The 24,199-nt window shown below is 69.0% G+C and carries 29 protein-coding genes; 12 read left to right on the forward strand and 17 right to left on the reverse strand.

All coding sequences use genetic code 11. The features are described from left to right. Positions 1–468: 468 nt before the first annotated feature. Positions 469–1,557, forward strand: a complete 1,089-nt coding sequence (locus F9C12_RS15540) for a C40 family peptidase (protein WP_409467016.1) — start codon at positions 469–471, stop codon at positions 1,555–1,557. A 189-nt stretch (positions 1,558–1,746) separates the two neighbouring features. Here F9C12_RS15540 and F9C12_RS15545 read toward each other — a convergent pair whose 3' ends face one another. After that, complete coding sequence (locus F9C12_RS15545; RefSeq protein ID WP_409466346.1) at positions 1,747–3,924, reverse strand: tetratricopeptide repeat protein; 2,178 nt, start codon at positions 3,922–3,924, stop codon at positions 1,747–1,749. 89 nt (positions 3,925–4,013) lie between these two features. After that, on the reverse strand, positions 4,014–4,988 hold the full coding sequence (locus F9C12_RS15550) for an SDR family NAD(P)-dependent oxidoreductase (RefSeq protein WP_409466347.1): 975 nt from the start codon (positions 4,986–4,988) through the stop codon (positions 4,014–4,016). A 43-nt stretch (positions 4,989–5,031) separates the two neighbouring features. On the opposite strand from F9C12_RS15550, the gene F9C12_RS15555 reads away from it, so the two are divergent. Then, entirely contained in the window at positions 5,032–5,556 is a 525-nt protein-coding gene (locus F9C12_RS15555; RefSeq protein ID WP_409466348.1) for a TetR/AcrR family transcriptional regulator, read from the forward strand. Between the two features lie 3 nt (positions 5,557–5,559). Here the strand turns inward: F9C12_RS15555 and F9C12_RS15560 are convergent, their stop codons facing one another. Further along, positions 5,560–6,168 carry a TetR/AcrR family transcriptional regulator gene (locus F9C12_RS15560; protein ID WP_409466349.1) on the reverse strand — a complete coding sequence of 203 codons (609 nt, stop codon included), beginning with the start codon at positions 6,166–6,168 and terminating at the stop codon, positions 5,560–5,562. Positions 6,169–6,260: 92 nt separating this feature from the next. On the opposite strand from F9C12_RS15560, the gene F9C12_RS15565 reads away from it, so the two are divergent. The 3 genes from F9C12_RS15565 to F9C12_RS15575 all read left to right on the forward strand — a co-directional run bounded on the left by F9C12_RS15565 (position 6,261) and on the right by F9C12_RS15575 (position 8,639). Next, the gene (locus tag F9C12_RS15565) at positions 6,261–7,004 is read left to right on the forward strand and encodes an SDR family oxidoreductase (RefSeq protein ID WP_409466350.1); all 744 of its coding nucleotides are present in this window, start codon (positions 6,261–6,263) and stop codon (positions 7,002–7,004) included. A 101-nt stretch (positions 7,005–7,105) separates the two neighbouring features. Beyond that, positions 7,106–7,732 (forward strand): TetR/AcrR family transcriptional regulator, encoded by a 627-nt coding sequence (locus F9C12_RS15570; protein WP_409182680.1) that lies wholly within the window; start codon positions 7,106–7,108, stop codon positions 7,730–7,732. Position 7,733: 1 nt separating this feature from the next. After that, complete coding sequence (locus F9C12_RS15575; RefSeq protein ID WP_409466351.1) at positions 7,734–8,639, forward strand: carboxymuconolactone decarboxylase family protein; 906 nt, start codon at positions 7,734–7,736, stop codon at positions 8,637–8,639. Here the strand turns inward: F9C12_RS15575 and F9C12_RS15580 are convergent. Beyond that, on the reverse strand, positions 8,623–9,033 hold the full coding sequence (locus F9C12_RS15580) for a hypothetical protein (protein ID WP_409466352.1): 411 nt from the start codon (positions 9,031–9,033) through the stop codon (positions 8,623–8,625). The genes F9C12_RS15575 and F9C12_RS15580 overlap by 17 nt on opposite strands. Before the next feature lie 99 nt (positions 9,034–9,132). Between F9C12_RS15580 and F9C12_RS15585 the strand changes: the two genes are divergently transcribed. Beyond that, positions 9,133–9,996, forward strand: a complete 864-nt coding sequence (locus F9C12_RS15585) for a 3-hydroxyacyl-CoA dehydrogenase family protein (protein WP_409466353.1) — start codon at positions 9,133–9,135, stop codon at positions 9,994–9,996. Here F9C12_RS15585 and F9C12_RS15590 read toward each other — a convergent pair. From F9C12_RS15590 to F9C12_RS15605, 4 genes are all read right to left on the reverse strand, one after another. Next, positions 9,981–10,154 (reverse strand): hypothetical protein, encoded by a 174-nt coding sequence (locus F9C12_RS15590; protein WP_409466354.1) that lies wholly within the window; start codon positions 10,152–10,154, stop codon positions 9,981–9,983. The two genes, F9C12_RS15585 and F9C12_RS15590, sit on opposite strands and share 16 nt — an antisense overlap. A 160-nt stretch (positions 10,155–10,314) precedes the next feature. After that, a complete protein-coding gene (locus tag F9C12_RS15595) occupies positions 10,315–10,779 on the reverse strand; it encodes an SRPBCC family protein (protein WP_409466355.1) in 465 nt (154 codons plus the stop codon). Next, positions 10,763–11,149 carry an ArsR/SmtB family transcription factor gene (locus F9C12_RS15600; protein ID WP_409182686.1) on the reverse strand — a complete coding sequence of 129 codons (387 nt, stop codon included), beginning with the start codon at positions 11,147–11,149 and terminating at the stop codon, positions 10,763–10,765. Before F9C12_RS15600 ends, F9C12_RS15595 begins: the two co-directional genes overlap by 17 nt. Positions 11,150–11,179: 30 nt before the next feature. Continuing rightward, a complete protein-coding gene (locus F9C12_RS15605; RefSeq protein ID WP_409466356.1) occupies positions 11,180–11,770 on the reverse strand; it encodes a helix-turn-helix domain-containing protein in 591 nt (196 codons plus the stop codon). Positions 11,771–11,859: 89 nt separating this feature from the next. Here F9C12_RS15605 and F9C12_RS15610 point away from each other — a divergent pair, with 89 nt between their 5' ends. Continuing rightward, positions 11,860–13,452: a methyltransferase domain-containing protein gene (locus F9C12_RS15610; RefSeq protein WP_409466357.1), complete on the forward strand. Its 1,593-nt coding sequence runs from the start codon at positions 11,860–11,862 to the stop codon at positions 13,450–13,452. 540 nt (positions 13,453–13,992) lie between these two features. On the opposite strand, the gene F9C12_RS15615 is transcribed toward F9C12_RS15610, so the two are convergent. Then, positions 13,993–14,313, reverse strand: a complete 321-nt coding sequence (locus F9C12_RS15615; RefSeq protein WP_409182689.1) for a putative quinol monooxygenase — start codon at positions 14,311–14,313, stop codon at positions 13,993–13,995. 51 nt (positions 14,314–14,364) lie between these two features. Between F9C12_RS15615 and F9C12_RS15620 the strand changes: the two genes are divergently transcribed. Continuing rightward, positions 14,365–14,802: a MarR family winged helix-turn-helix transcriptional regulator gene (locus tag F9C12_RS15620; RefSeq protein WP_409182690.1), complete on the forward strand. Its 438-nt coding sequence runs from the start codon at positions 14,365–14,367 to the stop codon at positions 14,800–14,802. A 255-nt stretch (positions 14,803–15,057) separates the two neighbouring features. Beyond that, complete coding sequence (locus tag F9C12_RS15625) at positions 15,058–16,032, forward strand: chitinase (RefSeq protein WP_409466358.1); 975 nt, start codon at positions 15,058–15,060, stop codon at positions 16,030–16,032. A 56-nt stretch (positions 16,033–16,088) separates the two neighbouring features. On the opposite strand, the gene F9C12_RS15630 is transcribed toward F9C12_RS15625, so the two are convergent. The 5 genes from F9C12_RS15630 to F9C12_RS15650 are packed head-to-tail and all read right to left on the reverse strand — an operon-like array spanning position 16,089 to position 20,702. Beyond that, positions 16,089–16,850 carry an HAD family acid phosphatase gene (locus F9C12_RS15630; RefSeq protein WP_409466359.1) on the reverse strand — a complete coding sequence of 254 codons (762 nt, stop codon included), beginning with the start codon at positions 16,848–16,850 and terminating at the stop codon, positions 16,089–16,091. Positions 16,851–16,873: 23 nt separating this feature from the next. Continuing rightward, a complete protein-coding gene (locus F9C12_RS15635; RefSeq protein WP_409466360.1) occupies positions 16,874–18,082 on the reverse strand; it encodes a THUMP-like domain-containing protein in 1,209 nt (402 codons plus the stop codon). 1 nt (position 18,083) lies between these two features. Next, positions 18,084–19,049, reverse strand: coding sequence for a class I SAM-dependent methyltransferase (locus F9C12_RS15640; RefSeq protein WP_409466361.1), 966 nt, complete (start codon positions 19,047–19,049; stop codon positions 18,084–18,086). Next, positions 19,046–19,825, reverse strand: coding sequence for an enoyl-CoA hydratase/isomerase family protein (locus F9C12_RS15645; protein ID WP_409182695.1), 780 nt, complete (start codon positions 19,823–19,825; stop codon positions 19,046–19,048). Before F9C12_RS15645 ends, F9C12_RS15640 begins: the two co-directional genes overlap by 4 nt. A gap of 55 nt (positions 19,826–19,880) precedes the next feature. Continuing rightward, positions 19,881–20,702, reverse strand: a complete 822-nt coding sequence (locus F9C12_RS15650; RefSeq protein ID WP_409182696.1) for an ABC transporter ATP-binding protein — start codon at positions 20,700–20,702, stop codon at positions 19,881–19,883. Positions 20,703–21,030: 328 nt separating this feature from the next. On the opposite strand from F9C12_RS15650, the gene F9C12_RS15655 reads away from it, so the two are divergent. Both F9C12_RS15655 and F9C12_RS15660 read left to right on the forward strand, forming a co-directional pair. Then, on the forward strand, positions 21,031–21,576 hold the full coding sequence (locus F9C12_RS15655; protein ID WP_409182697.1) for a cysteine dioxygenase: 546 nt from the start codon (positions 21,031–21,033) through the stop codon (positions 21,574–21,576). After that, positions 21,573–21,968: a rhodanese-like domain-containing protein gene (locus F9C12_RS15660; RefSeq protein ID WP_409466362.1), complete on the forward strand. Its 396-nt coding sequence runs from the start codon at positions 21,573–21,575 to the stop codon at positions 21,966–21,968. Before F9C12_RS15655 ends, F9C12_RS15660 begins: the two co-directional genes overlap by 4 nt. Before the next feature lie 5 nt (positions 21,969–21,973). Here F9C12_RS15660 and F9C12_RS15665 read toward each other — a convergent pair whose 3' ends face one another. From F9C12_RS15665 to F9C12_RS15675, 3 genes are read right to left on the reverse strand one after another with little or no spacing between them, the layout of a single operon-like run. After that, the gene (locus F9C12_RS15665; protein WP_409182699.1) at positions 21,974–22,579 is read right to left on the reverse strand and encodes a hypothetical protein; all 606 of its coding nucleotides are present in this window, start codon (positions 22,577–22,579) and stop codon (positions 21,974–21,976) included. Next, a complete protein-coding gene (locus F9C12_RS15670) occupies positions 22,579–22,923 on the reverse strand; it encodes a hypothetical protein (protein WP_409182700.1) in 345 nt (114 codons plus the stop codon). The genes F9C12_RS15665 and F9C12_RS15670 overlap by 1 nt, the downstream gene beginning before the upstream one ends. Further along, positions 22,920–23,756, reverse strand: coding sequence for a hypothetical protein (locus tag F9C12_RS15675; RefSeq protein WP_409182701.1), 837 nt, complete (start codon positions 23,754–23,756; stop codon positions 22,920–22,922). Before F9C12_RS15675 ends, F9C12_RS15670 begins: the two co-directional genes overlap by 4 nt. A gap of 299 nt (positions 23,757–24,055) precedes the next feature. Between F9C12_RS15675 and F9C12_RS15680 the strand changes: the two genes are divergently transcribed. Further along, complete coding sequence (locus F9C12_RS15680; RefSeq protein WP_409182702.1) at positions 24,056–24,187, forward strand: hypothetical protein; 132 nt, start codon at positions 24,056–24,058, stop codon at positions 24,185–24,187. The last annotated feature ends 12 nt before the right edge of the window (positions 24,188–24,199 follow it).

Raw genomic sequence — 24,199 nt, forward strand, 5'->3', positions numbered from 1 at the left:
GAGGTCTCGCCACTGAACGGCGAAACGGTTGGCTCAAGTGGTTTGGCCGTGGATGGTTCGTCGGCGTTGGTAGGCGAAAATCCGGCTTCGACCAGGGTGTCGCCGCTGAGTGGCGAGACCTCCGGGCTGGCTGATCGGTCGTCGCGGGGTGGTGGGGCGGCCGAGGTGACCGGGGAGTCGCCGTTGGGTGGCGGTGCCGTGGACTTGGCTAGCGAGTCGCCGGTCAGTGGCGACATGGCCGTACCGGCCAGCGGGTCGCCGCTCAGCGACGAGGCGTCTGACGTGACCGGGGCGTCGTCCCTGGGTGGCGACGTATCTCGGGCGGCCAGCTCGCCTGCTGGTGGTGATGCGACTGCGCTGACCAGCGAGTCGCCATTTAGTGGCGAATCGGCGCGGGCGTCGGAGGGCGAAGCGGGCGCGCGTTCTACGGGGCAGGGTTTTCTCGCACGGAATCGGCGCGCCGCGGTGGTGTTGGCGGCGGTTGTGGTGGTTGTGGCGGCGTTGGTTGTCGCGGTGCGGGTTTTGCCGGGCGGTGATGTCGGTGAGGCGGACTCCGGAAGTGTCGCGGCGACGTCGTCGTTGAGGCCCAGTGCTTCGTCGTCCGCCTCTGTTGCGCCCACGTCTGTGGTGCCTACTCAGCCTGGGGTGCCGCGGGCTGGGGAGTTCGGGGCGTGGGCTTCGCGGACTAGTCAGTGGCTCGACATTCCGTTGCGGGCGATGAACGGGTATGCGCAGGCGACCGTCACGCTCAGCAAGGAACAGCCTGACTGTCACCTGTCTTGGATCACTCTCGCTGCGATCGGGAAGGTCACCAGCGATCACGGGCGGGCGCAGGGTGATCGAGTCGGGGAAAACGGGACTCTCGCGAAACCGCTTGGCACGGTGGAGGTTCTCGACTTTTATCACCGGCCGGTGTCGACACCGGGGGCGGCCGGGCCGTTGCAGCTCTCGCCCGCGGTGTGGAGCAAGTGGCAGCGCAGTGCGTCCGGCGGCAAGCCGGATATTCAGAACATCGACGACTCGGCGCTCACGGCTGGCCGTGCTCTCTGCGCGAATGGCCGCGATTTGGCGACGGACTGGTGGAACGGGGTCGCCACGTTAGAGCCGGCACCGGTCGTGCTGCATCGGACTCTTGCGACTACCAACGTCTACGGCACGGTCGGCCAGAGTGATCAGCCGCCCAATCCGGCGGTGCTTACGGCGGTCGACTTCGCGATCGATCAGATCGGGCTGCCGTACGTCTGGGGCGGCAACGGCACTCGCGACGCCGACCCCGGGTTTGACTGTTCCGGTTTGACCACCGCGGCTTACGCGAGCGCTAACGTCAAGCTGATGCGGACGGCGGACACGCAGTTCCGCAGCATCCCCCATGTGAGCGAACCTCAATTGGGCGATTTGATCTTCTACGGTGCGCCCGCTACGAAGATCCACCACGTCGGGCTTTACATCGGGAATCAGCAGATGATCGACGCGCCGCAGACTGGGCAGGCGGTGCAGGTTCATCCGTATCGGAAGCCTGGCGACGACTACGCGGGGGCGGGGCGGCCGACTGCCTGACCTGCGCGGGAGCGTCTCGGAAGAGAAGCTGTGCTGCCTCGCGGGGTGAGGGTGTTTCCGAATAGATTTCGTGGTGGGTGGGCTTTCGCCGTTTAGTGGCGAGAGAGTGTGGGAGCCCGGAGCGGTCGGCTGGTGAGCAGCGATGGGCCGGGGTCCGAGGGCGCGGCTTGGGCGAAGTGGTCAGCTCGGCTAGTCGGTGAGGCCGAGTTGTTCCAGCAAGGCTGCGCCGGCGACGAAGGCTTGCGCCGCGAGTGGGCCGTCGCCGTCGGCGAGGCGGCGGTATTCTCGGAGGGCCGCGCGGTGGTCGCCTAGGTGGCGGTAGCTGTCTGCCAGCAGGTATCTGGCTTGGTCGCTGGCGTCGCTTTCAGGGGCGAGCAGTTCGGTGGCGCGTTGGCTTGCGTCGACGGCGTCTTCGTAGCGGCCTGCGGCGAGGTTGGCTTGGGCCAGCTGATGCCACTGTTCGGCGGTGTCCTCGCCGCGCAGGGCGGCTTGGCCGATGGCTTCGGCGAAGTCGTCGACGGAGTCCGCGGGGTTGGGCCGGGAGCAGCCGCGCAGGTAGCGCATTCGCCCGATCAAGCGAGGCATTCCTGGGGGCGGGGCGGCTAAGATGCTGTCGAGGACCTCAAGGTATCCGTCATGGTGTGTGAGTTGTTCTAGTGCCTCCAAGGCTTTTTCCGGTGCGCGTGCGGTAATGAGTGCGTCCAGCGCGGCTGTCGCAGTGGCGAGCGACGGGCGTAGCGTGGCGTCGAGAATCAAGAGCGTGCCTCGCGCTAAATGGTCGGACGCTGCCTCGGCGTGTCGTTGGCCGCGCGCTAATGCGGCTAGTGCGTCGGCGTGTGCGCCTTGGCTGGCGAGGAGATAGGCCAGCCAGTATTCGCCCCAGGCGCAATGGGTGTCGTTGCCGGAGCGGCGCAGTTGTTCGACGGCGGCCGCGGCGCTCGCGACGGCTTCGTCGGGGCGGCCGGCGTGGGCTGTCCACAGGCTGAGCCAGCATTCGGCGAGCAGGGCGCGGGGTTCGTCGTGGTACCGGTAGTGGAGGTCGATGGCGTAACGCAGCGCTGGTTCGGTTTCCTCGCTCTGGAAGAACTTCGCTCGCAGCTCGATCAGTCGCGCGGAGAGGTGCGGAGGGAGGTCGTCGGGCACGAGGGTCAGGCAGGCGCGTGCTTCGTCGGCCTCGCAGCGCAGGTCGTGCCATTCCGCGCGGGCGAGGAGAGCCTCGTCGGACAGTCCGGGCGGCGGCAGGAGATTCAGCGGCGGGCGGCTGGTCGGTTCGAGCGGCAGGAAGTCGGTGAGCGGCTCGGCGGCGAGACGGGCGCGGATCCGGTCGCCTTGGAAAGTGTTGCCGTTGCGGCGGTCGAACTGGTCGGCCAGGTCCAGGGCGAGGCGGCGCATGCGGCGGGCGAGAACCCGCAGCGGGACCGTGTTGGGGTCGTCCGGTCCCAGATCCAGCACGGTATCCCCGCGGCCGGCGCGGACCAGCGCGCTGGCCAGCACCGCGGCCGAGGCAGCGAATTCCATGGTGCCGAACGGGCGTTGCCGCTTCTCGAAACCCGCCATCGCGGCCAGCCAGTCGACGCCTGCGAGCGTGTTGCCGGTCAGCGCGCAAAACTCGATGATGCGGCCGAGGTTTTCCGGCGAATAGAACTCGCCGAACATGGCACGCCGGATCCGGCGGAAGGTCAGCGCCGCCAGGTCCCATTCGCCGGCGCGGGCCAGCGGCAGCAGCATCAGGCAGCGGGCCAGCGCGACCGGCTCGCCGGAGGACACAGGGTTCTCCAGCATGCCGGCCGCGATTCGCCGCGCGCGGGCCACGTCTCCCTTGCCCAGGTAGTGGTCGATCGCGATGACGTCGAGCCATCGGTCGTCTTCGTCGGTCGGCGCGGTGGCGACCCAGCGCAGGTAGGCCTTGTCGGCGGTCGGCCAATCGCCGAGGTGCGCGGCTACTCCGCGCTGCGCCGAGTAGATCTCGTGCTGCGGCAAGCCGGCGGCGGTGTACCGGTCCTCCACTCCTCGCAGGGAGGACCGGATTTCGGCGAGGCTGACGTCGGGGAAGTCGACCATGCATTCGACCAGCCAGGCGTACCAGCCAAGCAGTTCGGCCTCTTCGTTCCGGTCGAATTGCCACCGGCGCTGGTCGTACGCGTCAAGACATTCGAAGAGCAGGCGGCGCGTCTGAACCCATTGCCCGTCGAGGCGATACGCTTCGGCGAGCATCCGACGGGAACGGAACGCGGCCTGGGGTTCCCGCAGGCGGTCGGCCGTTCTTACCGCGTCGACCAGCAGCGCGGTTCTCTCCGCACCGTGGTCCATGGCGTGCGCCGTCCGCAACGACAACCACAGATTCGCGACTTGGTCCGTCGTGTCCACGGCCAAAATCTAGCGGATGCGGACCACGAAACTCTCCTGCGGCAACAAATAACCTGCTTCACGTTTACTGTGTTGGGCAGTGGACGCGTTCACCGTTGCCGGACGAGATCGGCGGAAACGTTCCAGAGTTGGCGCGCGGTCCCGTCGTCGCGGGCCCAGCGTTTGACGGCGTGGCTGTTGCCTGTCAAGTCGACGTCGTCGGGAACTGTCGCGGCTTCGTTGCCATCATCCAGGTAATGACCACCGTTATGGGCGAATTCCGGGGCGGTCGCGGCGACGAGAGTGGTGGCCGCGCCTTGGCTGACGGTTTTGTACGCGAAGACTCCAGCGGCTTCGAGCCGGTCCAGGTGGTCGTTCATGTCCTGGGTGAAATCTCGTTGCAGGCCAGTGGAAACTCCGCCGGGGTTGACCGCGTTGGCGACGATTCCGTCGGCCGCCCACCGGCGGGTCGCTTCCACCGCGAACAGCGAGTTGGCCGTTTTCGACTGCCCGTAAGCCAGTTGGGGGTCGTAGGCGCGGCGGGTAAAGTGGAGATCATCAAAGACAACAGGTGAGTACATGTGCGCGCCGGAAGTCACCGCGACGATTCGGGCCGCTCCTCGCTGGTTCGCGCCTGCGGCTAGGGCGTCGTGCAGGCCCAGTGCCAGCGCGAAGTGGCCGAGGTGATTCGTGGCGAACTGCAGTTCCCAACCCTGCGGAGTGCGGCCCAGGGTCGGGCGCATGACGCCGGCATTGTTGATCAGCAGGTGCAGCGGGCCGTCCCAGCTGGCGGCGAAGCGGGTGACGGTTGCCAGGTCGGCCAGCTCCAGGTGCGCGGCGCGGACGGCGCGGTTTCCGGTGGATGCGGAGATTTCGTCGGCGACGTTCGCGCCTAGGGCGGTGTCGCGTACGGCCAGGATGACGTCCGCGCCGACGGAGGCGAGCGCGCGGGCTGTTTCGCGGCCCAGGCCGGACGTGGCACCGGTGACGATTGCGCGGATGCCGACGAGGTCCAGTCCTGCGACTACGTCGTCGGCGGTGCTGGTGGCGTCGAAGGCTGTGCGGATTAGGGAGGGTTGGGGCACTCTTCGTACTATACGCAGTGGACGTGTTTTGTATAGTGGGTCCATGGGCAGCGATCGGCGCACGCAGGTACTGGACTCGGCCTTGGAGGTGTTCGCGCGTTACGGCTATCGCAAGGCGTCGATGGACGACGTCGCGAAGGCTGCGGACATCTCGCGGCCTGGTCTGTACCTCTACTTCTCCTCAAAGCCGGAGCTGTTCCGTGCCACCGTGCGGCATTCGCTCGACGGCAGCATCGAGGCGGCTCGGCTCGCTCTCGCCGATGTGCGGCGACCGCTGCGCGAACGGCTGATCGAGGCGTTCGATCACTGGGCCGGTCGGTACGTCGGGCCGATGGCCGCGGAGATCGGCGTGCTGATCGACTCGAATCCCGACCTGCTGGGCACCATGCCGGCTGAATACCCGAAGCGGTTTCGCGCGCTCGTCGTCGAGGCGATCGGCGGACACTCCCCCGCCGACGTCGCTGGCACGCTGATCAGTACCGCGATCGGGATCAAGCACGACGCGGAAACGCGCGACGAATTCCGGGCCCGGATGACTGTCGCGGTCGACCTTTACTGCGGGCGCTGAAACTCAGACGGGCGGCCAGTCGCGCATGGCCGTGTCAGCGACTTCCTGCAGCTCCGCGCGAGTCGCGCCGCTGGCCGCTTCGACGGCGATTCCGAACGCGACCGTCATGACGTAGCGAGCCAGCCGGGCCGCGTCGGCGTTCGGCGGCAAATCGTGTTCCGCGATGGCGCGCTGGAATCTTTTCTCGAGGGCTCGGCGAGCGGCGTTTCGCCACTCGATCAGCAGTTCACGCGCCGGATTGCCTAGTTCTCCGGCTGCCAATGAGCCTTGGACGCCAAGGCAACCCGGCGGGCAGTCGGGATCGGTCGTCGCCCGGACGGCGCCGTTGAGTATCGCGGCAGCCACTTTCTCGGCGGTCGGCTCCGCCCAGGCCCGCGGGCCATACGAAGCGGGGCCTTCGCTATAGAGCGCCAAGGCCTTGCGGAAGAGCTGCTCTTTGTTGCCGAAAGCCGCGTACATGCTGGTTTTCGTGATGCCCATGGCCCCAGTCAGGTCGGCCAGGCTGGCCCCTTCGTAGCCCCGCTCCCAGAACACCAGCATGGCGCGGTGCAGCGCCTCGTCGGCGTCGAATCCGCGCGGGCGGCCGATGTGCGCCTTGTCCTGACTGGTCACCCCGCCAGCATACCCCTTCGGTACCGATCGGTTCAGAAGTGCTACGGTCACCTTCAGCACCGATCGGTACCGAACTACCCGGAGGTCAGCAAATGGGACAGCTCGAGGGCAAGACAGCAGTCGTGACCGGCGGCAGCAGCGGGATCGGCTTGGCTGCCGCCGAACGGCTCGCTGCCGAGGGCGCGCACGTCTTCATCACCGGACGGAACCAAGAAGCACTGGACGCGGCGGCGAAGTCCATCGGTTCGGCCACCGCGGTGCCCGGCGACATCGCCGACCTGGCCGACCTGGATCGGCTTTACGACGCGGTTCGCGCTCGCGGCAAGGGACTTGACGTCGTCTTCGCGAATGCGGCAGCGGGATCCTTCGCGAGCCTGGAGGAGACCACCGCGGAGCACTTCGACCAGGTCTTCGGCACCAACGTCCGCGGGACGCTCTTCACCGTTCAGAAAGCGTTGCCACTCCTCAACAAGGGCGCGTCAGTGATCCTGAATTCGTCGGTGCGAGCGGACGACGGCCTCGCGTCGTTCGGGACCTATTCCGCGTCCAAGGCCGCCCTTCGTTCCTACGCCCGGACTTGGGCCAACGAATTGAAGGACCGCGGCATCCGGGTCAACGTGGTTTCGCCGGGGACGATCGACACGCCAGTGCTCGAGAAGGCGGTCGGCGCGGAGAAAGTCGATGAGGCGCGGGCGAGTTTCGCGGCGCGGGTTCCGCTCGGCCGGATGGGAACGCCGCGCGAGGTAGCTGAGGCCGTGGTGTTCCTGGCGTCGGAGCGGAGCAGCTTCATCCTCGGCGCGAACATCTACGTCGACGGCGGCGAAAAGCAGTTCTGACCAGCAGGAGCGCGGGGACAACGGCGTCCTCGCGCAAGTTCACCCTGGCGGGCGGCTATACATGGGTATAGCATGTTGTTCATGCGTATAGTGACGATGTCATGACCGACCCCGACGACCTGACCGCCCGCGCCCGGATCCGCGACGCGGCGATGCGACACTTCGGCGAACACGGCTTCGAACGCGCCACGATCCGGGGCATCGCGGTGGAAGCCGGGGTGTCCCTGGGATTGGTGCGGCACCATTTCGGCTCCAAACAAGCACTCCGCGAGGCGTGCGACGCGCACCTGATCAAGCTCATCCGCCAGCTCAACGACCAGGTGCCGGAAGACTTGGCCGCCAGCATCACGGCGAATCCCGTGGCGGCGGCGCGCATCGCCGTGGGGCCGTATCGGGATTATCTCGTCCGGGCGCTGGTCGAAGGCGGCGTCGCGCCGTTGTTCGACGAGATGGTCGAGCTCGGCACGAGCCGGCTCGTCGCCGCTGATCGGCAACGGCCGGATCCGCCGACGGTCGACGCCAAGGTCCGCGCCGCGATCGGCACCGCGATGGCGTTGTCGATCACCGTGCTGCATCAGCACATTTCCCGTGCGGCGGGCGTGGACATCCTCAGCCCGGCGGGCGACAACATGCTCGCCCGCGCGCTGATCGACATCTATTCGCATCCACAGCTCAGCCTCGACGAAGCGCGGGCGGCGCTCGCTCGCCTGCCCGCGGAAGGAAACTGACATGCCGCACGCCACGATTCCCCGCATCCCGCCGCTCGGACTCGGCGAGATGGCTCCTGAGCAGCGAAAGCTGGCGAAGCTCGGCGCGGACACCGTGATCCAGGTTCTGGCCCGCGCGCCGGAAGTGATGAAGGCGTCCGGCGAGCTGGGCGCTTACCTGTTGGGCCAAGGCAAACTCCATCCGCGGATTCGCGAGCTGGCGATCCTTCGCGTCGCGCTCCGGTGCGACGCGCCCTATGAATGGGCGAACCACGCGCCCGCCGCGCTGGGCGGGGGCGCGACCGAAGCCGAGATCTCCGCCCTTACCGATCCGGACGCCAGCTGGCCGCCCGAGGACGACGCGGTGCTGCGCGCTGTCGACGAACTGTGCGCGAATGTCTTCGTGTCCGACGAAACCTGGACAGCTCTCGCCGCGACCCGCGACCACGCCGAGATCATCGAGATCCTGTTCCTCGTCGGCTACTACCGGATGATGGCGGGGTTCCTGAATTCCGCGGGTGTCCCGGTGAAACCCGGGCAACCGGCGCTCGGCGAACCTCCGGCGCCCGTGGCACTCCCGGACCACGAGTCCCGGCCCGCCAGCGGGAAAACCGGCCCGGACGGCAGGTGGAAGGTCACGTTCATCCATCCGGCGGGGAGCAAGGACCTGCTCCTCGACCTCACGACCGACGGCTCGACGGTGTCCGGGTCCATTTTCGACACTCAACTGAAGGTGACCGTCCCCATCGTGTCCGGGAAGGTCGACGGGCCGGAGGTGGCCTTCACCGCGTTGGTGACCGATCCGGCGCGCTTCGAGGTGAGCGTGACCGGCATGGTCGACGGGGACGTGTTCTCCGGCTCCGTCACGATTTCCGGCGGCGGCACCTTCCCGCTGTCCGGGGTTCGGGAGGTCAGTCCCAGTAATTGAACAGAGCTTCGCCGACCGTCGCTGGTTTCCAGTACGCGAGGTTGGATCGAGTGAGGTGTGGCCAGTCTTCGGCGACGAAGGGACGTTCGAGGTCGGCTGGAGTGAGCACCCGGAACTGCTCCGTTTCCGCGAGCACGGCGGCCAGTTCCGGTTCGTCGGCGAACTCGAGCGGTCCGGAATCGCGGGCCGGCGCGAACTCGAACGAGCGAGGCCGGGCGAGCGCGAGCACCGGGACGTCGCGGGCGGCGACGACCGAGATCGTGCGGTCCGGATACTCGACGACGGCTTGCCAGAAATTCGGCGTGCCGTTCGGGACGCGGAAGTCGGCGACCGTTCCGCCGGTGCGCCGGGCGAAGTCGTAACAGAGACGGCGAACCTCGCGAACCTCGACCACCGCCGCATTCTACGCGGCCCGTCCCCCGGCGGTGGACGCGGAATTGCGGCGGGCGGGGACGGGTGGTCTTCTTGGCTCAAGATCGAAAGGTGAGCCGCCATGCCGTACGCGTACACATTCGACCAGATCCGCGACCGGCCGGTCACCGTGTTCGGTGCCGGGACGCTGGGCAGGCGCATCGCGCTGATGTTCGCCTCGCGCGGCGGGACTGTCCGGATCAGCGACCCGAACGCCGAACAGGTCGCGGCGGCGGCGGAATACGTCGCGGAGGCGTTGCCCGTCGTGCTCGAGAAACGCGGCAGCGGCGAGATCGGCCGGGTCGAGGACGCGGCGTCGATGGAGGACGCGTTGCGCGACGCGTGGCTCGTCGTGGAAGCGGTGCCGGAACGGCTGGATCTCAAAATCCCGCTGTGGGGCCGAATCGACGAGGCCGCGCCTGCCGACGCCATCTTCGCCACGAACTCGTCGTCGTATCCGTCGCGGATGATGGCCGAAAAGGTGCGCGACAAATCGCGGTTGTGCAACATCCACTTCTACATGCCGCCGACGGCGAACGCGGTCGACCTCATGTCGGACGGCGAAACCAGCCGCGCCGTGCTCGACACGCTGCTCGGGGTGCTGCCGGAGTTCGGCATTCATCCGTTCGAGGCGCGCAAGGAAAGCGTCGGTTTCATCTTCAACCGCGTGTGGGCGGCGATCAAACGGGAGTCGCTGGCCGTCGTCGCGGAGGGCGTCGCCCGGCCGGAGGACGTGGACGGGATGTTCAAGATCAACTGGCATCTGCCGTACGGGCCGTTCCAGATGATGGACCAAGTCGGCTTGGACGTCGTGCTGGACATCGAAAACCATTACGCCGACGAGAATCCGCATCTGCCGGCCGGGCCGCGGGAGTTGCTGCGCAGCTACGTCGACGCGGGGAAGCTCGGGATCAAGTCCGGGGAGGGGTTTTACTCGTACGGCTGAATCGGCGACGGCACGACCTCGAACCACGGCCCGTCGTCCTTCACCGCGAGCGCGGTGTGGTGGCTACCGACCGTCGGGGTCAGCTGCGGCGCGAGGAGTCGGGCGTCCGGGCAGATCGCGCGGACACCGAGCACCATCGGCAGCCGGTGCGGTGCCAAGACGTCCCCCGACCAACCAGCCAGCGGCTGGAACCGTTTGGAGACAATGGTTCGCGACCGAGCCGTCGTGCTGAATGCGGAACACAACAGGGTCTGGCCTGAGCGCGGATTCAGCAAACGTCCGCACCCAGGCCAGCACCGAGTTGCCAGAGTCAGCCGCTCAATCCAACGAGACCGCGACTTCCTCCAGCGCGTCCATCGACTCCTGCATGCCGCCCTCCATCCCGGACTCCAGAATGGTGTCGCGGAGCTCCTTGGTGTGCGTTTCCATCAGCATGGTCACCGTGGTGCGGTCGCCCGCTTCGGCGAACGTCACGGTGACCACGGGGGCCTCCACGTCCGCGGCTCCCGGGGTTTCGTAGACCTCGGTGTGAACGAGGCGTTCATTGGGCGTTATTTCTCGGTATTCGCCGTGAAAGGCGACCTCGAAATCGCCGTTCGCCACCATCACGTACCGCCATTGGCCGCCGACTCGCAGGTCGATGTCCACCGACGTCACCGTGCCGTGCTTGCCCGCCCACCAGCGCTTCACCAGGTCCGGCGTGGTCCAGGCGCGGTACACGCGGTGCCGCGGGGCGGCGAAATCGCGGGTGATCAGGATCTGGTCGTCAGCGGGCAGGGTCACCTTCGCCGTGCCGGTCGTCGTCTCGGTCGTGGTCTTCCTCCTCGGTCGCGCCCATTTCGTCCAGCACGGCGTCCAGCGAGGCGAACCGTTCCTCCCAGGAACGTTCGTAGCGGCGCACCCAGTCGTGAATCGGTTTGAGGGCCCGGCCGTTCAGCCGGTAAAGCCGTTGCCTGCCCTCGTCCCGCACCTCGACCGCGCCGACCTCGCGCAGCACCCGCAAATGCTTCGACACCTGCGGTTGCCCCAGGCCCAGCACGCGGACGAGGTCGTTCACCGGACGTTCGCCCTCGGCCAGGACGTCCAGGATTTCCCGGCGCCGCGGTTCGGCGACGGCGTTGAAGACGTCCGCGGTGGTCGCTGCCCGTGCCATGCGGCAATCATATGCCGATATGGGTATGCGTCAAGAGGCAGGCCGGGCGCGGACGTGGAATCGCTCTCCTTGCGGGCCGAAGAGGGCCAGGATCTCGCAGACCTCGGAGCCGGCGTTGCCGAACCAGTGCGGAACGTGCGTGTCGAACTCGGCGACCTCGCCCGGACGGAGGAGCACGTCGTGCTCGCCGAGCAGCAGGCGCAACTGTCCGGAAAGGACGTACATCCACTCGTACCCCTCGTGGACCCGCAGGTCCGGGGGCTCGGCGGAGGGCTCGGGCGGCAGGAGCATCTTGTACGCGCGCAGCCCGCCCGGACGCCGGGTGAGCGGCAGATAGGTCCGGCCGTGCCGGACGAACGGTTTCGGGTGCAAGCGCGGGTCGCCGGGCGGGGGCGCGCCGACGAGCTCGTCGAGCGGGACCCGGTAGGCGCGGGCCAGGGCGAGCAGCAGCTCCAGGGTCGGTTTGCGCTGGCCGGATTCGAGCCGCGACAGGGTGCTCACCGAGATCCCGGTGGTTTCCGAGAGGCCGGCCAGCGTCGCGTTGCGCTGTTTGCGCAGGGCGCGCAGCCTCGGGCCGACCGCGTGCAGGACCTCGCCGAGGTCCTGGTCGTCTTCGCTCATGCCGCCCAATTTGCCACTTCGGCAAAGAACTTTGTCAAGTCGGCGCGTTCTCCGGATAGTCCGTGGCACGGGGACGACAGGAGGATCCAGTGGACGAGAAGTACGACGTGGTGGTGGTCGGCGGCGGTGCGGCCGGGCTCAGCGGGGCGGTGGCGCTCGCGCGATCCCGGCGGTCGGTGCTGGTCGTGGACTCCGGCGAACCGCGCAACGCGCCCGCCGGGCACGTGCACAACTACCTGGGCCGCGAAAGCACGCCGCCGGCCGAGCTGCTCTCGCTCGGTCGCGCGGAGCTGGCCGGGTACGGCGGCGAGGTGCTCGCCCAGACGGTGACGTCGATTGCCAAGGGAGACAACGGGTTCGAGGTCTCGCTGGCCGACGGACGGCGCACGCACGCGCGGCGGGTGCTGGTCGCGACCGGTCTCGTGGACGAGCTGCCCGAGGTCGCCGGGCTGGCAGCGCGCTGGGGACGGGACGTGCTGCATTGCCCGTACTGCCACGGCTGGGAGGTTCGAGACCGGGCGATCGGCGTGTTGTCGACCGGCCCGATGACCCTGCACCAGGCGCTGATGTGGCGGCAGCTGAGCGACGACGTGGTCGTTTTCCGGCACACGCACGCGGATTTCGACGAGGCTCCGCTGCTGGCCCGCGGAATCCGGATCGTGGATGGAGTCGTCGTCGCGGTCGAGGCCGAGGGTGACCAGCTGACCGGGGTGCGGCTCGAATCGGGCGAGGTCGTGGCGCGCGAGGCGCTGGCGGTCGCGGCGCCGGCCAGGACGCGGGCGGACTTTCTCGCGCCGCTCGGCATCGAACCGGAACCGGTGGAGTTCAACGGTTTCGTGATCGGCACCCGGGTGCCCGCGGACGCGACCGGCCGGACGGCCGTGCCCGGCTTGTGGGTGGCGGGGAACGTCACGGACATGCGGGCGCAGGTCGTGGTTTCGGCCGCGGCGGGGTTGACGGCCGGGGCGGCGATCAACGGCGACCTGGTCGAGGAGGAGGCCGCGGAAGCCGTGCGGCTGCGGGAAATGCCGTTCTCGCACGAGATGGAGCGGGAGGTCGCGCGGGCCAACGAGCAGCACGCGGCGCCGCCGTTCGATCGCGCTTCCTGGGAGGAGCGGTATCGCTCGCGGGACGAAATCTGGAGCGGGCGGCCGAACGACCAGCTCGTGACCGAGGCTCGCGACCTGAAACCGGGGCACGCGCTGGACGCGGGCTGCGGCGAGGGCGGCGACGCGCTGTGGCTTGCGCAGCAGGGCTGGCGCGTGACGGCGGTCGACTTCTCCGCGACGGCCATCGACCGCGGGCGGGCGCAGGCGGCGAAACTCGGGGTGGCGGACCGGATCACGTGGCTCGCCGCGGACCTGTCCGAATGGGTGCCGGAGTCGAAGTTCGACCTGGTGACGTCGCATTTCCTGCACATTCCGTCGGCGGCCCGCACGGCGGCGTTCGCGCGGCTCGCGGACGCGGTGGCGCCGGGCGGGACGCTGCTGGTGGTGGGGCACGACCCCGCGGATCACCACGCCGGGCGGCCGCACATGCCGGACATGATGTTCACGGCCGAGGAGGTGGCGGAGACGCTGGACCAGTCGTGGGATTCGGTGGCCGCGGAGGTGCGCGAGCGGGCCGCGGCGGACGGGGAGACGGTGGTTCGGGACACGGTGCTGGTGGCACGGAAGAGGTGAGGGGTGGCTTCGGTCCGGCCGGGTGGGGCTCGGCCGGGCTGGAGGCGTTTGGGGTGCCGAGACAAGCGCGGAAGGAAGTGGGGGCGGTGGGTTCAGCGGTGGCGGCCGGTGAGGCGGGAGTGGCGGCTCGGCCAGGCCGGAGACGTTTGAGGCGCCGAGGCACGTGCCGAACGAAGCGGGACGGCGGGCACGGAGGCGGCGGCCAAGTTAGGCGGGAGCGGCAGCTCGGCCAGGCCGGAGACGTTTGAGGTACCGAGACAAGCGCGGACGGAAGTGGGGGCGGTTGGTTCAGAGGTGGCGGCCGGTTAGTCGGGAGGCGGTGGGTTGGCCAGGCTGGGGCGGGGCAAGCAGCGAAAGCGTCCCCGAGCAAGGCCGCCCAGCGACACCTCTCAGGGAAGCGGGCCCGCGGCTCGGCCGGGCTGGAGGTGGGGCGGTGAAAAGCATGGTCGAGGAAAGGCGCGCGACGAGCAACTCCCGTCGGAGCGGGCCTGACCCGGGACGCGGGAAGCACCTGGCTGGACGGCGCGCAGCGAACCCGCGTCAGGCGTGGTGTATGGATTCCACTGTGTACAGGTGCGGGTCGTCCTCGGCCAGGGCCGTGGCGGCGGACATGTGCTCGCGGCAGTGCGGGTCGGCGAGCATGGCGTGGAACGCATCGGCACTGGCCCACTGGGCGTAGTTCACCACGCGGGTTCCGTCGGTGCTCGCGTGGATGTTCGCGGATACGAAGCCGGGACGGTGGCGCATGACCTCCTCCGTCGCTGTCGTCAGGACGGCGACCAAGGCCTGCTGCTTTTCCGGGGCTACGGTGAAGACGTTGACCAGGGTGGCGACGTCGGCGTCGGTGCTGATAGTCGTCATGGCTCCTCCTTCGACCTGACTGGCAGACGCAGTATGTGTAAGGTTCCTGTCATGAGTCAAGAGACGACGCGGCGGCCGGGGTATCTCGTGAAGCGGGTGCAGCAGGCGTTTCGGCAGGTGTCGGACGAGCGGTTGCGGCCGATCGGGTTGTCGATGTCGCAGTACGCCGTGCTGGTCGCCTTGGCGGAGAATCCGGGGGCGTCGTCGGCCGAGTTGGCGCGGCGGTGTTTTGTGACGCGGCAGTCGTTGCGGGATGTGCTGACCGGGTTGAAGACGGCTGGACTGGTCGCGGTTGCCGAGGAGGCGTCGGCTGGGCGGGCGCGGCCGGTGCGGCTCACCGCGGATGGGGAAGCTCGGCTGGGAGACGCGCATCGAGTGGTGGGCGAGGTCGAGGAGCGGATGCTGGCCGGGATGTCGGAGTCGGAGCGGCGGCGGCTGGCTGGGCTGTTGAGCATCTGTGCGGAGAATCTGGCGTCCGAGGATCGGTGAGATCGGCGGACCGCCGGGAGGGGAAAGATCGCGCGGCAGTGCGTTGAGCTGGTGAAGTGCGTCTCCTGCCGGTGGGGCTCGGAGCCGGGGGTGCAGTGTTCGAGGATCTGGCACCGGCTCGCCATGACACGGGCGAATCCCGCTCAGCGGGACGGATCGGCCTACTAATGGAGTATGGCCTCTGCGGAGTTATTGGTCTATACCATTTGGACAGGGGTTCACCGCCCCTCGGTCCTCACCGTGGAGGTTCCACCTATGCGTCTCCCCTCCCCCCGGAAACTGGCGGCCGCGCTCGGCGGGTTGCTGGCCGCAGCCGGACTGGCGGTCCCGCCGAGCGCCGCGGCGAGCAGCTCGTCGATCGCGCTCGCGCCCTATGTGGACATGGGCGCTTGGCCGTCGCCCGTGTTGTCTTCGATGTCCGCGCAGAGCGGCATCAAGAGTTTCACCCTCGGCTTCGTCACCGGAGCTGCCTGCAAGGCCAGCTGGTTCGCGGCCTACGACCCTCGGCAGGGGTGGCAGTCCGACGAGATCGCGAAGATCCGCGCGGCGGGCGGGGACGTCAAAGTCTCCTTCGGCGGCGCGTCCGGCGTCGAGCTCGCGCAGGCGTGCGGGGACGTCAATTCGCTGGCCGGCGAGTACGAGGCGGTGATCAAAGCCTACGACCTCAAGTATATCGACATCGACATCGAGGGCGCGGCGGTCGCCGATCCCGGTTCGATCAAACTTCGTTCGCAGGCACTGAAAAAGGTGCAGGACGACAATCCCGGGCTCAAGATTTCCCTGACCCTGCCGGTGCTTCCCACCGGGCTCACCTCGGACGGAGTGAACGTCGTGACCTCCGCGCGGGACGCGGGCGTCGACCTCGACCTGGTGAACGTGATGGCGATGGACTACTACCAGGGCTCCGGCGACCAAGGGGCCAAGGCGATCCAGGCGGCGCGATCCACGCAGGCGCAACTGAAATCGGCGCTCGGACTGTCCGATGCGGACGCTTGGCGGAAGGTCGGGCTCACGCCGATGCTGGGCGTCAACGATTCGCAGAACGAGATCTTCTACCAAAAGGACGCCAGCGCCGTGGTGAGCTTCGCGCAGAGTGTCCACATCGGAATGCTGTCGTTCTGGGAACTCGGCCGCGACGCGAACGCGTGCAACGGGCCGCTCTACCGGTGCACCAACATTTCCCAGCAGCCGTACGAATTCTCGAGGATCTTCGCCGGGTATTCCGGCTGAGAAGAGACGGAGCGGCCCGGGCCCGGCGCGGGACCCGGGCTGCTTCCGGTAAAGACTCAGGGCAGGTAGTACATCGGGTTCGGCAGCTTCACCGGGTGATCGGCGTAGCCGCCTTCGAGGTCGCTGAACTGGTCGCCGAGGTTGAGCACGATGTGCGCGCCGGTCGACTGGATGTGCGCGCGGGTGCCCGACTTGTACTGCACGGTGTTGCAAGTCAGCCCGCACGGCAGGTAGTCCGGCGGGGTGGTCTTCGGCTTGAAGTACGCGCCGGCCGGGGTCGGGTAGCCCTCGTTCGCGAGGTTCTTGAGCGACTGCGGGCCCTGCTTGTCGTTGCGGCCGGTCAGGAAGTAGATCCGCACGCCGCGGTCGGCGGCCCACTTCGCCAGTTCCAGCACCGGCTTGTTGGCCTCGAAAGTGCCGTCGTCGATGGCTTTCTGCTGCTTCACCGGGTCGAAGCCGAAGTCGTTGTCGGCTTCCCAGCCGTAGGTGACCTCGGACGTGTCGTCCACGTCGAGCACGATCGCCGGGTTCTTCACCTTCCCCAGCTTCTGCTGCAGGTACCGCTTCGCGTCGGCGACCACGCGCTTGGTGTCGGTGACGAACCGGCTGGTTTCGGAGTAGTGGTGCTTGCCGGACGCGTCGAGCCAGTCGCCGTAGTACGCCTTGACGTCGTTCTTCACCTGGCCGATGTTGGCCGGTTCGCGGCCGTGCGCGGCGGTGGCCGCGTCCGATCCGGCGAGCGCGGTCGCGCCGCCTGCGACGGTGGCGCCGACGGCCGCCGCGGCGGCCAGTTTGACGAGAGCGGGAAAACGTGACACAGCGACCCTCCAGTGGTGATTCGTCAACCCGCCGAACTTACGCCGCGTTCCCCGGCTTGAAAACCCTCCGTTGGGATGCGTTCGGCCCGGCAGACGAACGCCACCGGCGACCGGCCGATTCGCGTCAGCACCACAGTGGACTCTTCACTGCCGCGCGGTTTTAGCTTGCGCCGCAAGGCGTCCGGGTCTACCTCAAGGCCGCGGACGAGGATCTCCAGCCGTCCGACGTCGAGCTTCTTCAACGCCTGCCCAAGCGTTTTTTCCCGGTACGGCAACTGTTCCAGCACCCGGAACGCACGCACTCCCGGCGGCGGCGTGTCACCGGTAAGGTAGGCGATGCGTTCGTCCAGCTGCCACAAGCCGTGCCGCGCGGCGTAATGGCGCACGAGGCCTGCCCGCACGACCGCGCCGTCCGGGTCGATCAGCCACTCCCCTGCCGCCCGCACGGGGATGTCGTCCGGTTCCGCGTCGGTGAGAGTCCACTGTGCACCGTCCGAACGCAACACTGTCGCGCGGCGCGTCACGCCGGACGAAAGCCCTCGCCACAGGCAGGCTTCGCGGACTTGGCCGTCGAGCGACACGAGTTCGACCTCGTCCGCCCACGGCGCGATGGAGAAATCCATGCCGGGGCCGCATTTCACCGACAGGACCCGGCCGGGGTAGGCAGCCACGAGTTCGTCCAGCGGCGGCAGAAAGTCGGCCGGACGCCACACCCGGCGGCCCGCGGAATCACGGCGGGCGGGGTCGGCGACCACGGCGGTGTCGCGGGAAACCGGACGCAAGGCGTCAGCACGCGCGACAAGCGGCGAAACTCCGGCGGCGGAAGCGTTGTGCCGAGCCATTCCCAACCGCACCGGGTCCACATCGGACCCCACAGCCACCGACGCGACCCGAGACAGTTCAACCAGGTCCGCGCCGACCGAGCAGGTGACGTCATGCACCGGCAACCCCGCGAGCCGGGAAGCCCGGTGCCGGGCCACCGGAGTCGCGCTCGCCTGCTGCAGGGCGTCGCCAGTGAACAGCCAATCCGCGGAGGCAGCGAGCTTCAAGGCCGATTTACGCCGCAGCGCAACGGTTTCCAGCACCGGCGAAGCGTGCTCCCCGACCAGGCGACGAGCCATGGTGACGTCCGCGATCCGCGAACCGTCCAAAGCGGAACACTCGGCGAGCGCCGCCCGTCCCGCGCCGGAGCGCAGGAAGGCGACGTCGTCGAGCGTGAAACTGTAGGGCAATTCAGGACGGCCGTTTGGTCCCGGTGATCATCACGTTGTAGAACAGCTCGCGCGGCAGCACCTTCGACAGCACCTTCTTGTCCAAAGCGGACAGCCGCAGCCACAGGTGGTAGGCGAACAGCCGCCAGCGCACGGTGAGCTTTTCCTGCGGCACCGCGGCCTCGAAGGTGCGGATCGGCCAGCCGGCCAGCGCCGCCGAGAACTCCTCGGTGACCGCGCGGACGTCCTGCGCACCGGCCCCGCGCGCCATCGCTTCCAGCTCCGACGGGTCGAAGGTGTGGATGTCGACCACGGCCTCCAGCGCCGCCGCGCGCGACGATTCGTCCAATTCGGACTGCGGACGCCGCCAGCCGCTCAGCGCGGGCAGCTTCGTGACGTTCGTGGTCAGGAACCAGGTGAGCTGGCCGAGCCGGCGGGCGTAGCGGTCGCCGATTTTCGTCGGCTCGCCGGCGAACACGAACCGCCCGCCCGGCTTGAGCACGCGCAGCACCTCGCCGAACGCCTGGCGCACGTCCGGGATGTGGTGCAGCACCGCGTGCCCGACCACGAGGTCGAACGTGTTGTCGTCGTAGGGGATCCGCTCCGCGTCGGCAACCCGGCCGTCGACGTCGAGGCCGAGGTTCTCGGCGTTGCGCAGCGCCACCTGCACCATGCCCGGCGACAGGTCGGTGACCGAACCCTTCTTCGCGACGCCGCCCTGCATCAGGTTCAGCAGGAAGAACCCGGTGCCGCTGCCCAGTTCCATCGCGTGCTGGTAGGGCTGGCCGTCCTCGCCGGCCACCGCGTTGAACACGTCGGTGGCGTAGGAGATGCAGCGCTCGTCGTAGGAAATCGACCACTTCTCGTCGTACGTCCCGGCTTCCCAGTCGTGGTAGAGGACGTTCGCGAGCTTCGGGTCGGCGTAGGCCGCCTTGACCTCGTCTTCGGTGGCGTGCGGGTTCGGCGCCGGGTCGGACACGGAAGTCACTTCCCCTCGAAGCTGGCCTTGCCGGGGCCGTTGTCGATGAACGACTGCATGCCGTTCTTCTGGTCCTCGGTCGCCCACAGCGCGGTGAACAGCTGCGTCTCGATCTTCAGGCCGGTGGCCAGGTCCACGTCGAGGCCGGAGTCGATCGCCGCCTTGGCCGCGCGCAGCGCCACCGCCGGGCCGTTCACGAACTGCGAGGCCCACTTGTGCGCCGCCGCGTACACGTCGTCCGGCGCCACGACCTCGTCGACGATGCCCAGCTTGAGCGCCTCGTCGGCCTTCACGAAGCGGCCGGTGAAGATCAGGTCCTTGGCCTTGCTCGGGCCGATCAGCCGGGTGAGCCGCTGCGTGCCGCCCGCGCCGGGGATGATGCCGAGCTGGATTTCCGGCTGGCCGACCTTCACGTTGTCGCCCGCGATCCGCCAGTCCGCGGTGAGCGCCAGTTCGAGGCCGCCGCCGAGGGCGTAGCCGGTGATCGCGCAGACGACCGGCTTCGGGATGTTCGCGACCCGGGCGAGCGACGCGGTCAGCTCGGCGCCGAACTTCGCGATCTCCGGGTACGTGCGGGAGGCCATCTCCTTGATGTCCGCGCCGCCGGCGAAGGTCTTCTCGCCGCCGTAGAGGATCACCGCGCGCACGTCGTCGCGGTCGGACGCCTCGCGCGCGGCCTCGGCGAGCTCGGCCTGCACCTGGTTGTTCAGCGCGTTGACCGGCGGCCGGTCCAGCCGGATCGTGCCGACCCCGCCCTCGACTTCCAGGGTTACGAACTCTCCCACGGGATTCCTCCTCGTTGACGAACTGACAGCAGGCTACCGGCCGGTAAGCGCAAACCTACCTGCGGCGGGCGAAGAACCGCTCGCCCGAACGCTGCAGCACCAGGTCCTGGTCGAACGTCTTGGACAGGTTCTCGCTGGTGATCACGTCGTCGACCAGCCCGGACACCACCGCGCGGCCCTCGCGCAGCAGCAGCGCGTGGGTGAAGCCCGGCGGGATCTCCTCGACGTGGTGGGTGACCAGCACCATCGCCGGCGCGTCCGGGTCCATCGCGAGCGCCGACAGCCGGGCCACGAGGTCCTCGCGGCCGCCGAGGTCGAGGCCGGCGGCGGGCTCGTCGAGCAGCAGCAGCTCCGGGTCGGTCATCAGCGACCGGGCGATCAGCACGCGTTTGCGCTCGCCCTCGCTGAGCGTGCCGAACGTGCGCTCGGCCAGGTGCGCGATGCCGAGCGTGCCGAGCAGTTCGGTGGCCCGGTCGAGGTCCATCCGGTCGTACCGCTCGCGCCAGCGGCCCATCACCGCGTACCCGGCGCTGACCACGACGTCGCCGACGCGCTCGTCGCCGGGCACGCGCTGGGCGATCGCGGCGGAGGTGAACCCGATGCGCGGGCGCAGGTCGAAGACGTTCACCTTGCCGATCCGGTCGCCGAGCAGGTCGACGGTGCCGGAGGTGGGGTGGAGTTCGGCGGCGGCCAGGCGCAGCAGGGTGGTCTTGCCGGCCCCGTTGGGCCCGAGCACCACCCATCGCTCGTCCAGCTCCACCGCCCAGTCGAGGGCCGCGAGGAGGTCGTTTCCGGTACGGCGGACGCCGACACCGGACATCCGCACGACGAGGTCGTCAGGATCGCTGGGCAGGATCGGCTCGCTCACGGGCCCCATTGTGGCGGTCGCCCGGGCGCGGGCGCGCACCCGCCCGGGCGTAACGCTCGATGCCAGGAACTTGAGCGGGCGCCCGGGGCCGGTGCGGACCGGCAACCGCGCGCCGGGTGTCCAGCGGATGGGACGAGCGGCCTTGATCGCGACGCTGTGGCAGCATCCAGGCCATGACCAGGTCCGCGCGCCCCGTGTTCTGGCGCCGTCGCGCGATCGACCTGCTCCTGGTCGCTTCCAGCGGATGTAGCCGGGCGCGGCACGCACGCTGATCCTCGTCGGCGTGCCGCGCTGCCTCGCGCCCCGGCACTTTTCCGACATATTCCAGGAGCCTCCGTTGACCACGTCCATCGTCCGTCCGGAAGTCGAGATCCACCCCCAGCTGACCGATCCGCTGCTGCCCGAGCTGCTGCACCCGGCGCGGCTGCTCTGGACGCCGCGCGAGCTGGCCGAGCTGACCCGCACCGTCACCACCGAACTGACCACCAGCCTGCGCGAGGTCCTGCGCTTCGACGAAGACCGGCGCTGGTGGGCACGCCTGGCCCTGACCGACGGCGTCGAGCTGTGGCTGCTGTCGTGGCTGCCCGGCCAGCACACGAAGCCGCACGACCACGGCGGCGCGTCCGGTTCGTTCACCGTGCTGCAGGGCGAACTCGGCGAGGAGTACCGCTACCCCGGCGGCCCGGTGCGCCGCCGTACGCACACCGCCGGGCAGGGCATCGGCTTCGGCGCGGGGCGCGCGCACCAGGTGCTCGGCGTCGGCGACGAACCGGCCGCCAGCGTGCACGCCTACTCGCCGCCGCTGGTGCCGACCCGCGAGTACGCGAGCCTCGCCGACGTGCCGAACGAGATCCCGCCGCTTCCTGCCATTGTGCGGTCATGACCGCACTGGACGAGTTCCTCTCCGCCGCCCGGTCCACCTTGGACCGGGCGGACCCGGCGCGCGCCGCGGACCTGCAGGCCGACGGCGCGCTGATCGTGGACATCCGGCCGTACGCCAACCGGGTCGCCGAGGGCGAGATCCCCGGGTCGGTGGTGGTCGAGCGGATCCACCTGGAATGGCGGCTGGCTCCGGAGAGCGAATGGCGGCTGCCCGGGGTTTCCGCGGAGACCGTCGCGGTGGTGGTGTGCAACGAGGGGTACGCGTCGAGCCTCGCGGCGGCGGATCTGCAACGGCTGGGGCTGGCCAAGGCCACCGACCTCGTCGGCGGGTTCCGGGCGTGGGCCGCGGCCGGGTTGCCGGTGCGAAAAGGCGGTTCGCGGGCGGTCGACTGACTGGCTCAGCGGTCCGGTTCCAGGCGGGCCGAGATCGTGCCGATGCTCGCCTGGAAATGCCGGAGGACCGCGTCGCTGAGCGCCTGCAGGTGCGGGTTCTGCCCGCCCGGCACCGGAAACTGCGCGCGGTCCCATTCCGGCTGCCGGGTCTGCGTCGGCAGGTTCAGCACCACCGGGCGTTCGGCCGCCGACGGACGTTCGACGGTGACCGCGCGCTGCTGCGGGAGCGCGTCCAAAGTGGGCTGAAGCTCGTCGAGCCGCTCGGTGGCCAGGTCCAGCGCTTGGGCGGCCTCGTCGGCGCACCGGCCGCGTTCGGACAGCAGCGTGGGCTCGTCTTCGCCGTCGAGCAGGCGGTTCTTCAAGCTCTGCGCGGCATCGGCGTACCGGTACAAAGCCGCCGCGGCGACCCGATGGGCTTCCGCGGCGGTTTCGGCCTGCGCGCGCTGTTTCTCGCGCACCGTGGCGTACGCCTCGGCACCCGTGCCGGTCCACTCCGGCAGGGCGTGCTCCTCCAGCCCCGCGGCGAGCGGGTCCAGCAGGCGGGCGAGCCAGCCGCACCGGTCGGCCTCGGCGCGCATCAGCGACGAGATGTCGTCGGACCACTCCGCCATCAGCCGAGAACCGTCCGGATCTCGCTCGGGCCGTTGTCCTCCGGCGGCTTGTCGGCGATCTCTTCGATCGCGGCGGCGGCATCGGATTCGTAAGCGGCGTACTGCTTCGCGGCCGTTTCGAGCCGCTCGGCGAGCCGGGCGAGGTCGGTCGAGACCAGGTCTGCGGCGCGCAGGGAAGCGGCCTGGAAGCGCTCCAGGCTGCGCGCCAGCAGCACCTCGCCTGCCCGGCTGGGCTGGGCGCTGTAGCGAAGCGCGCCACGCCGGTGTTTCGCGTCCGCGTTCAGTTCGGCCAGGCCGTCGGCGGCCTGGCCGAGCTGCGCGGGATCGGTTTCGTACCCGGTCATCGCGGCTCCGTTCCGGCGATCTCCCGCACCACCGACAGCGGCAGCGACAGCATCCGTTCGGTTCCGCCGCCGAAGCCCGCGTTCGGGTTCACCAGCAGCCCCGCCGTCGCGCGGGCGGCGGCCCGCGCGGCTTCCCGGCCCGAGCACGACCGGACGCTCGTCCACCGCTGTCCCAGCGCTTTCCCGTATTCGCCGAGCCCGCGGTCGTTGGTGAACACGCAGCACCAGTCGCCCGCCCCGCCCAGCGAAGCGATCAGCAGTTCCTTGCCGACGAACGGCATCCGCACGGTGTCCTCGGGGAATTTCGCCAGCACGAGCCGGGGCACGTCCGCGAGCGCGTCGAGCACGTGCTCTTCCGGACGCGCCGGCGGAGGCTCCAGCAGCGCACGGGCGGCGGCCAGCTCGGCCGGGCCGAGCGGCGGCAGCGGGCGGACGAGGCTTTCCTTGATCCGGCGGGTGAACAGTTCCCGCTGCTCATCGAATTTGGTGCGGCTGATGCCGAGCCCGGCGCACCGCCCCGCCAGTTTCGCGTTCTCCTCGTCGCGCGGGAGGCCGACGTTGAACGCCGCCCAGAACACGCGGGAGAGCCGGTCGTCGCCGAAGCTCTCGAGCACCGCGGCGAGCCGCGCGACGACGACCACGCGCACGTCCGCCGCGGGCGCCGCGGCCGGGATCTGCCAGCGGCCGCACAGTTCCGCGCCGAGCCGGCGGCGCAGGTCTTCGTGCCAGACGCCGCTTCCCTTGTGCAATCCCTCCACCGCTTTGCGCAACGCGACGCTCATCGGCGGTTCCGGGCGCGACCAGCTCACGCGGACTCCCCCTTTGTCGATCACGGGCAAGGATCCTAAACGACATTTCGCCGCCGTCCGTTCCTGGAATATTCCTTGTCGAACGCCCGCCCCCGCGTTTTCCTGGGAAAACGGGGAAAAGTCCCGGCTGGCACCGGGTCAACAACGGGAAAAATCCCGGGAAAATCACGCCAGGATTACTCAGCGGCAATTCGGGATGACGACGCGTATCGCCTCCGGGCTCACGACTTTCCCGCGAGAATCACCGGAACAGCGGTGTACCCCGCCGGACCGCGGCTACGTTCACGACGAAAGCGTCCACGGGAAAGAAATGGAGCGATCCGGTGGAACTGTTCGTGATTGTCGTGCTGGCCTGGACGAACGGCGTGTGCCTCACCGCCGTCGGAGTGTGCTGGAACGCGCGGCGGCGCCTGGAGCGGAAACTGGCCGAACGGGAGACGGAATGCCGCCACTGAGCCCGGCCGGCC

The sequence above is a fragment of the Amycolatopsis sp. GA6-003 genome (genome assembly GCF_046267895.1).
Classification (GTDB): domain Bacteria; phylum Actinomycetota; class Actinomycetes; order Mycobacteriales; family Pseudonocardiaceae; genus Amycolatopsis.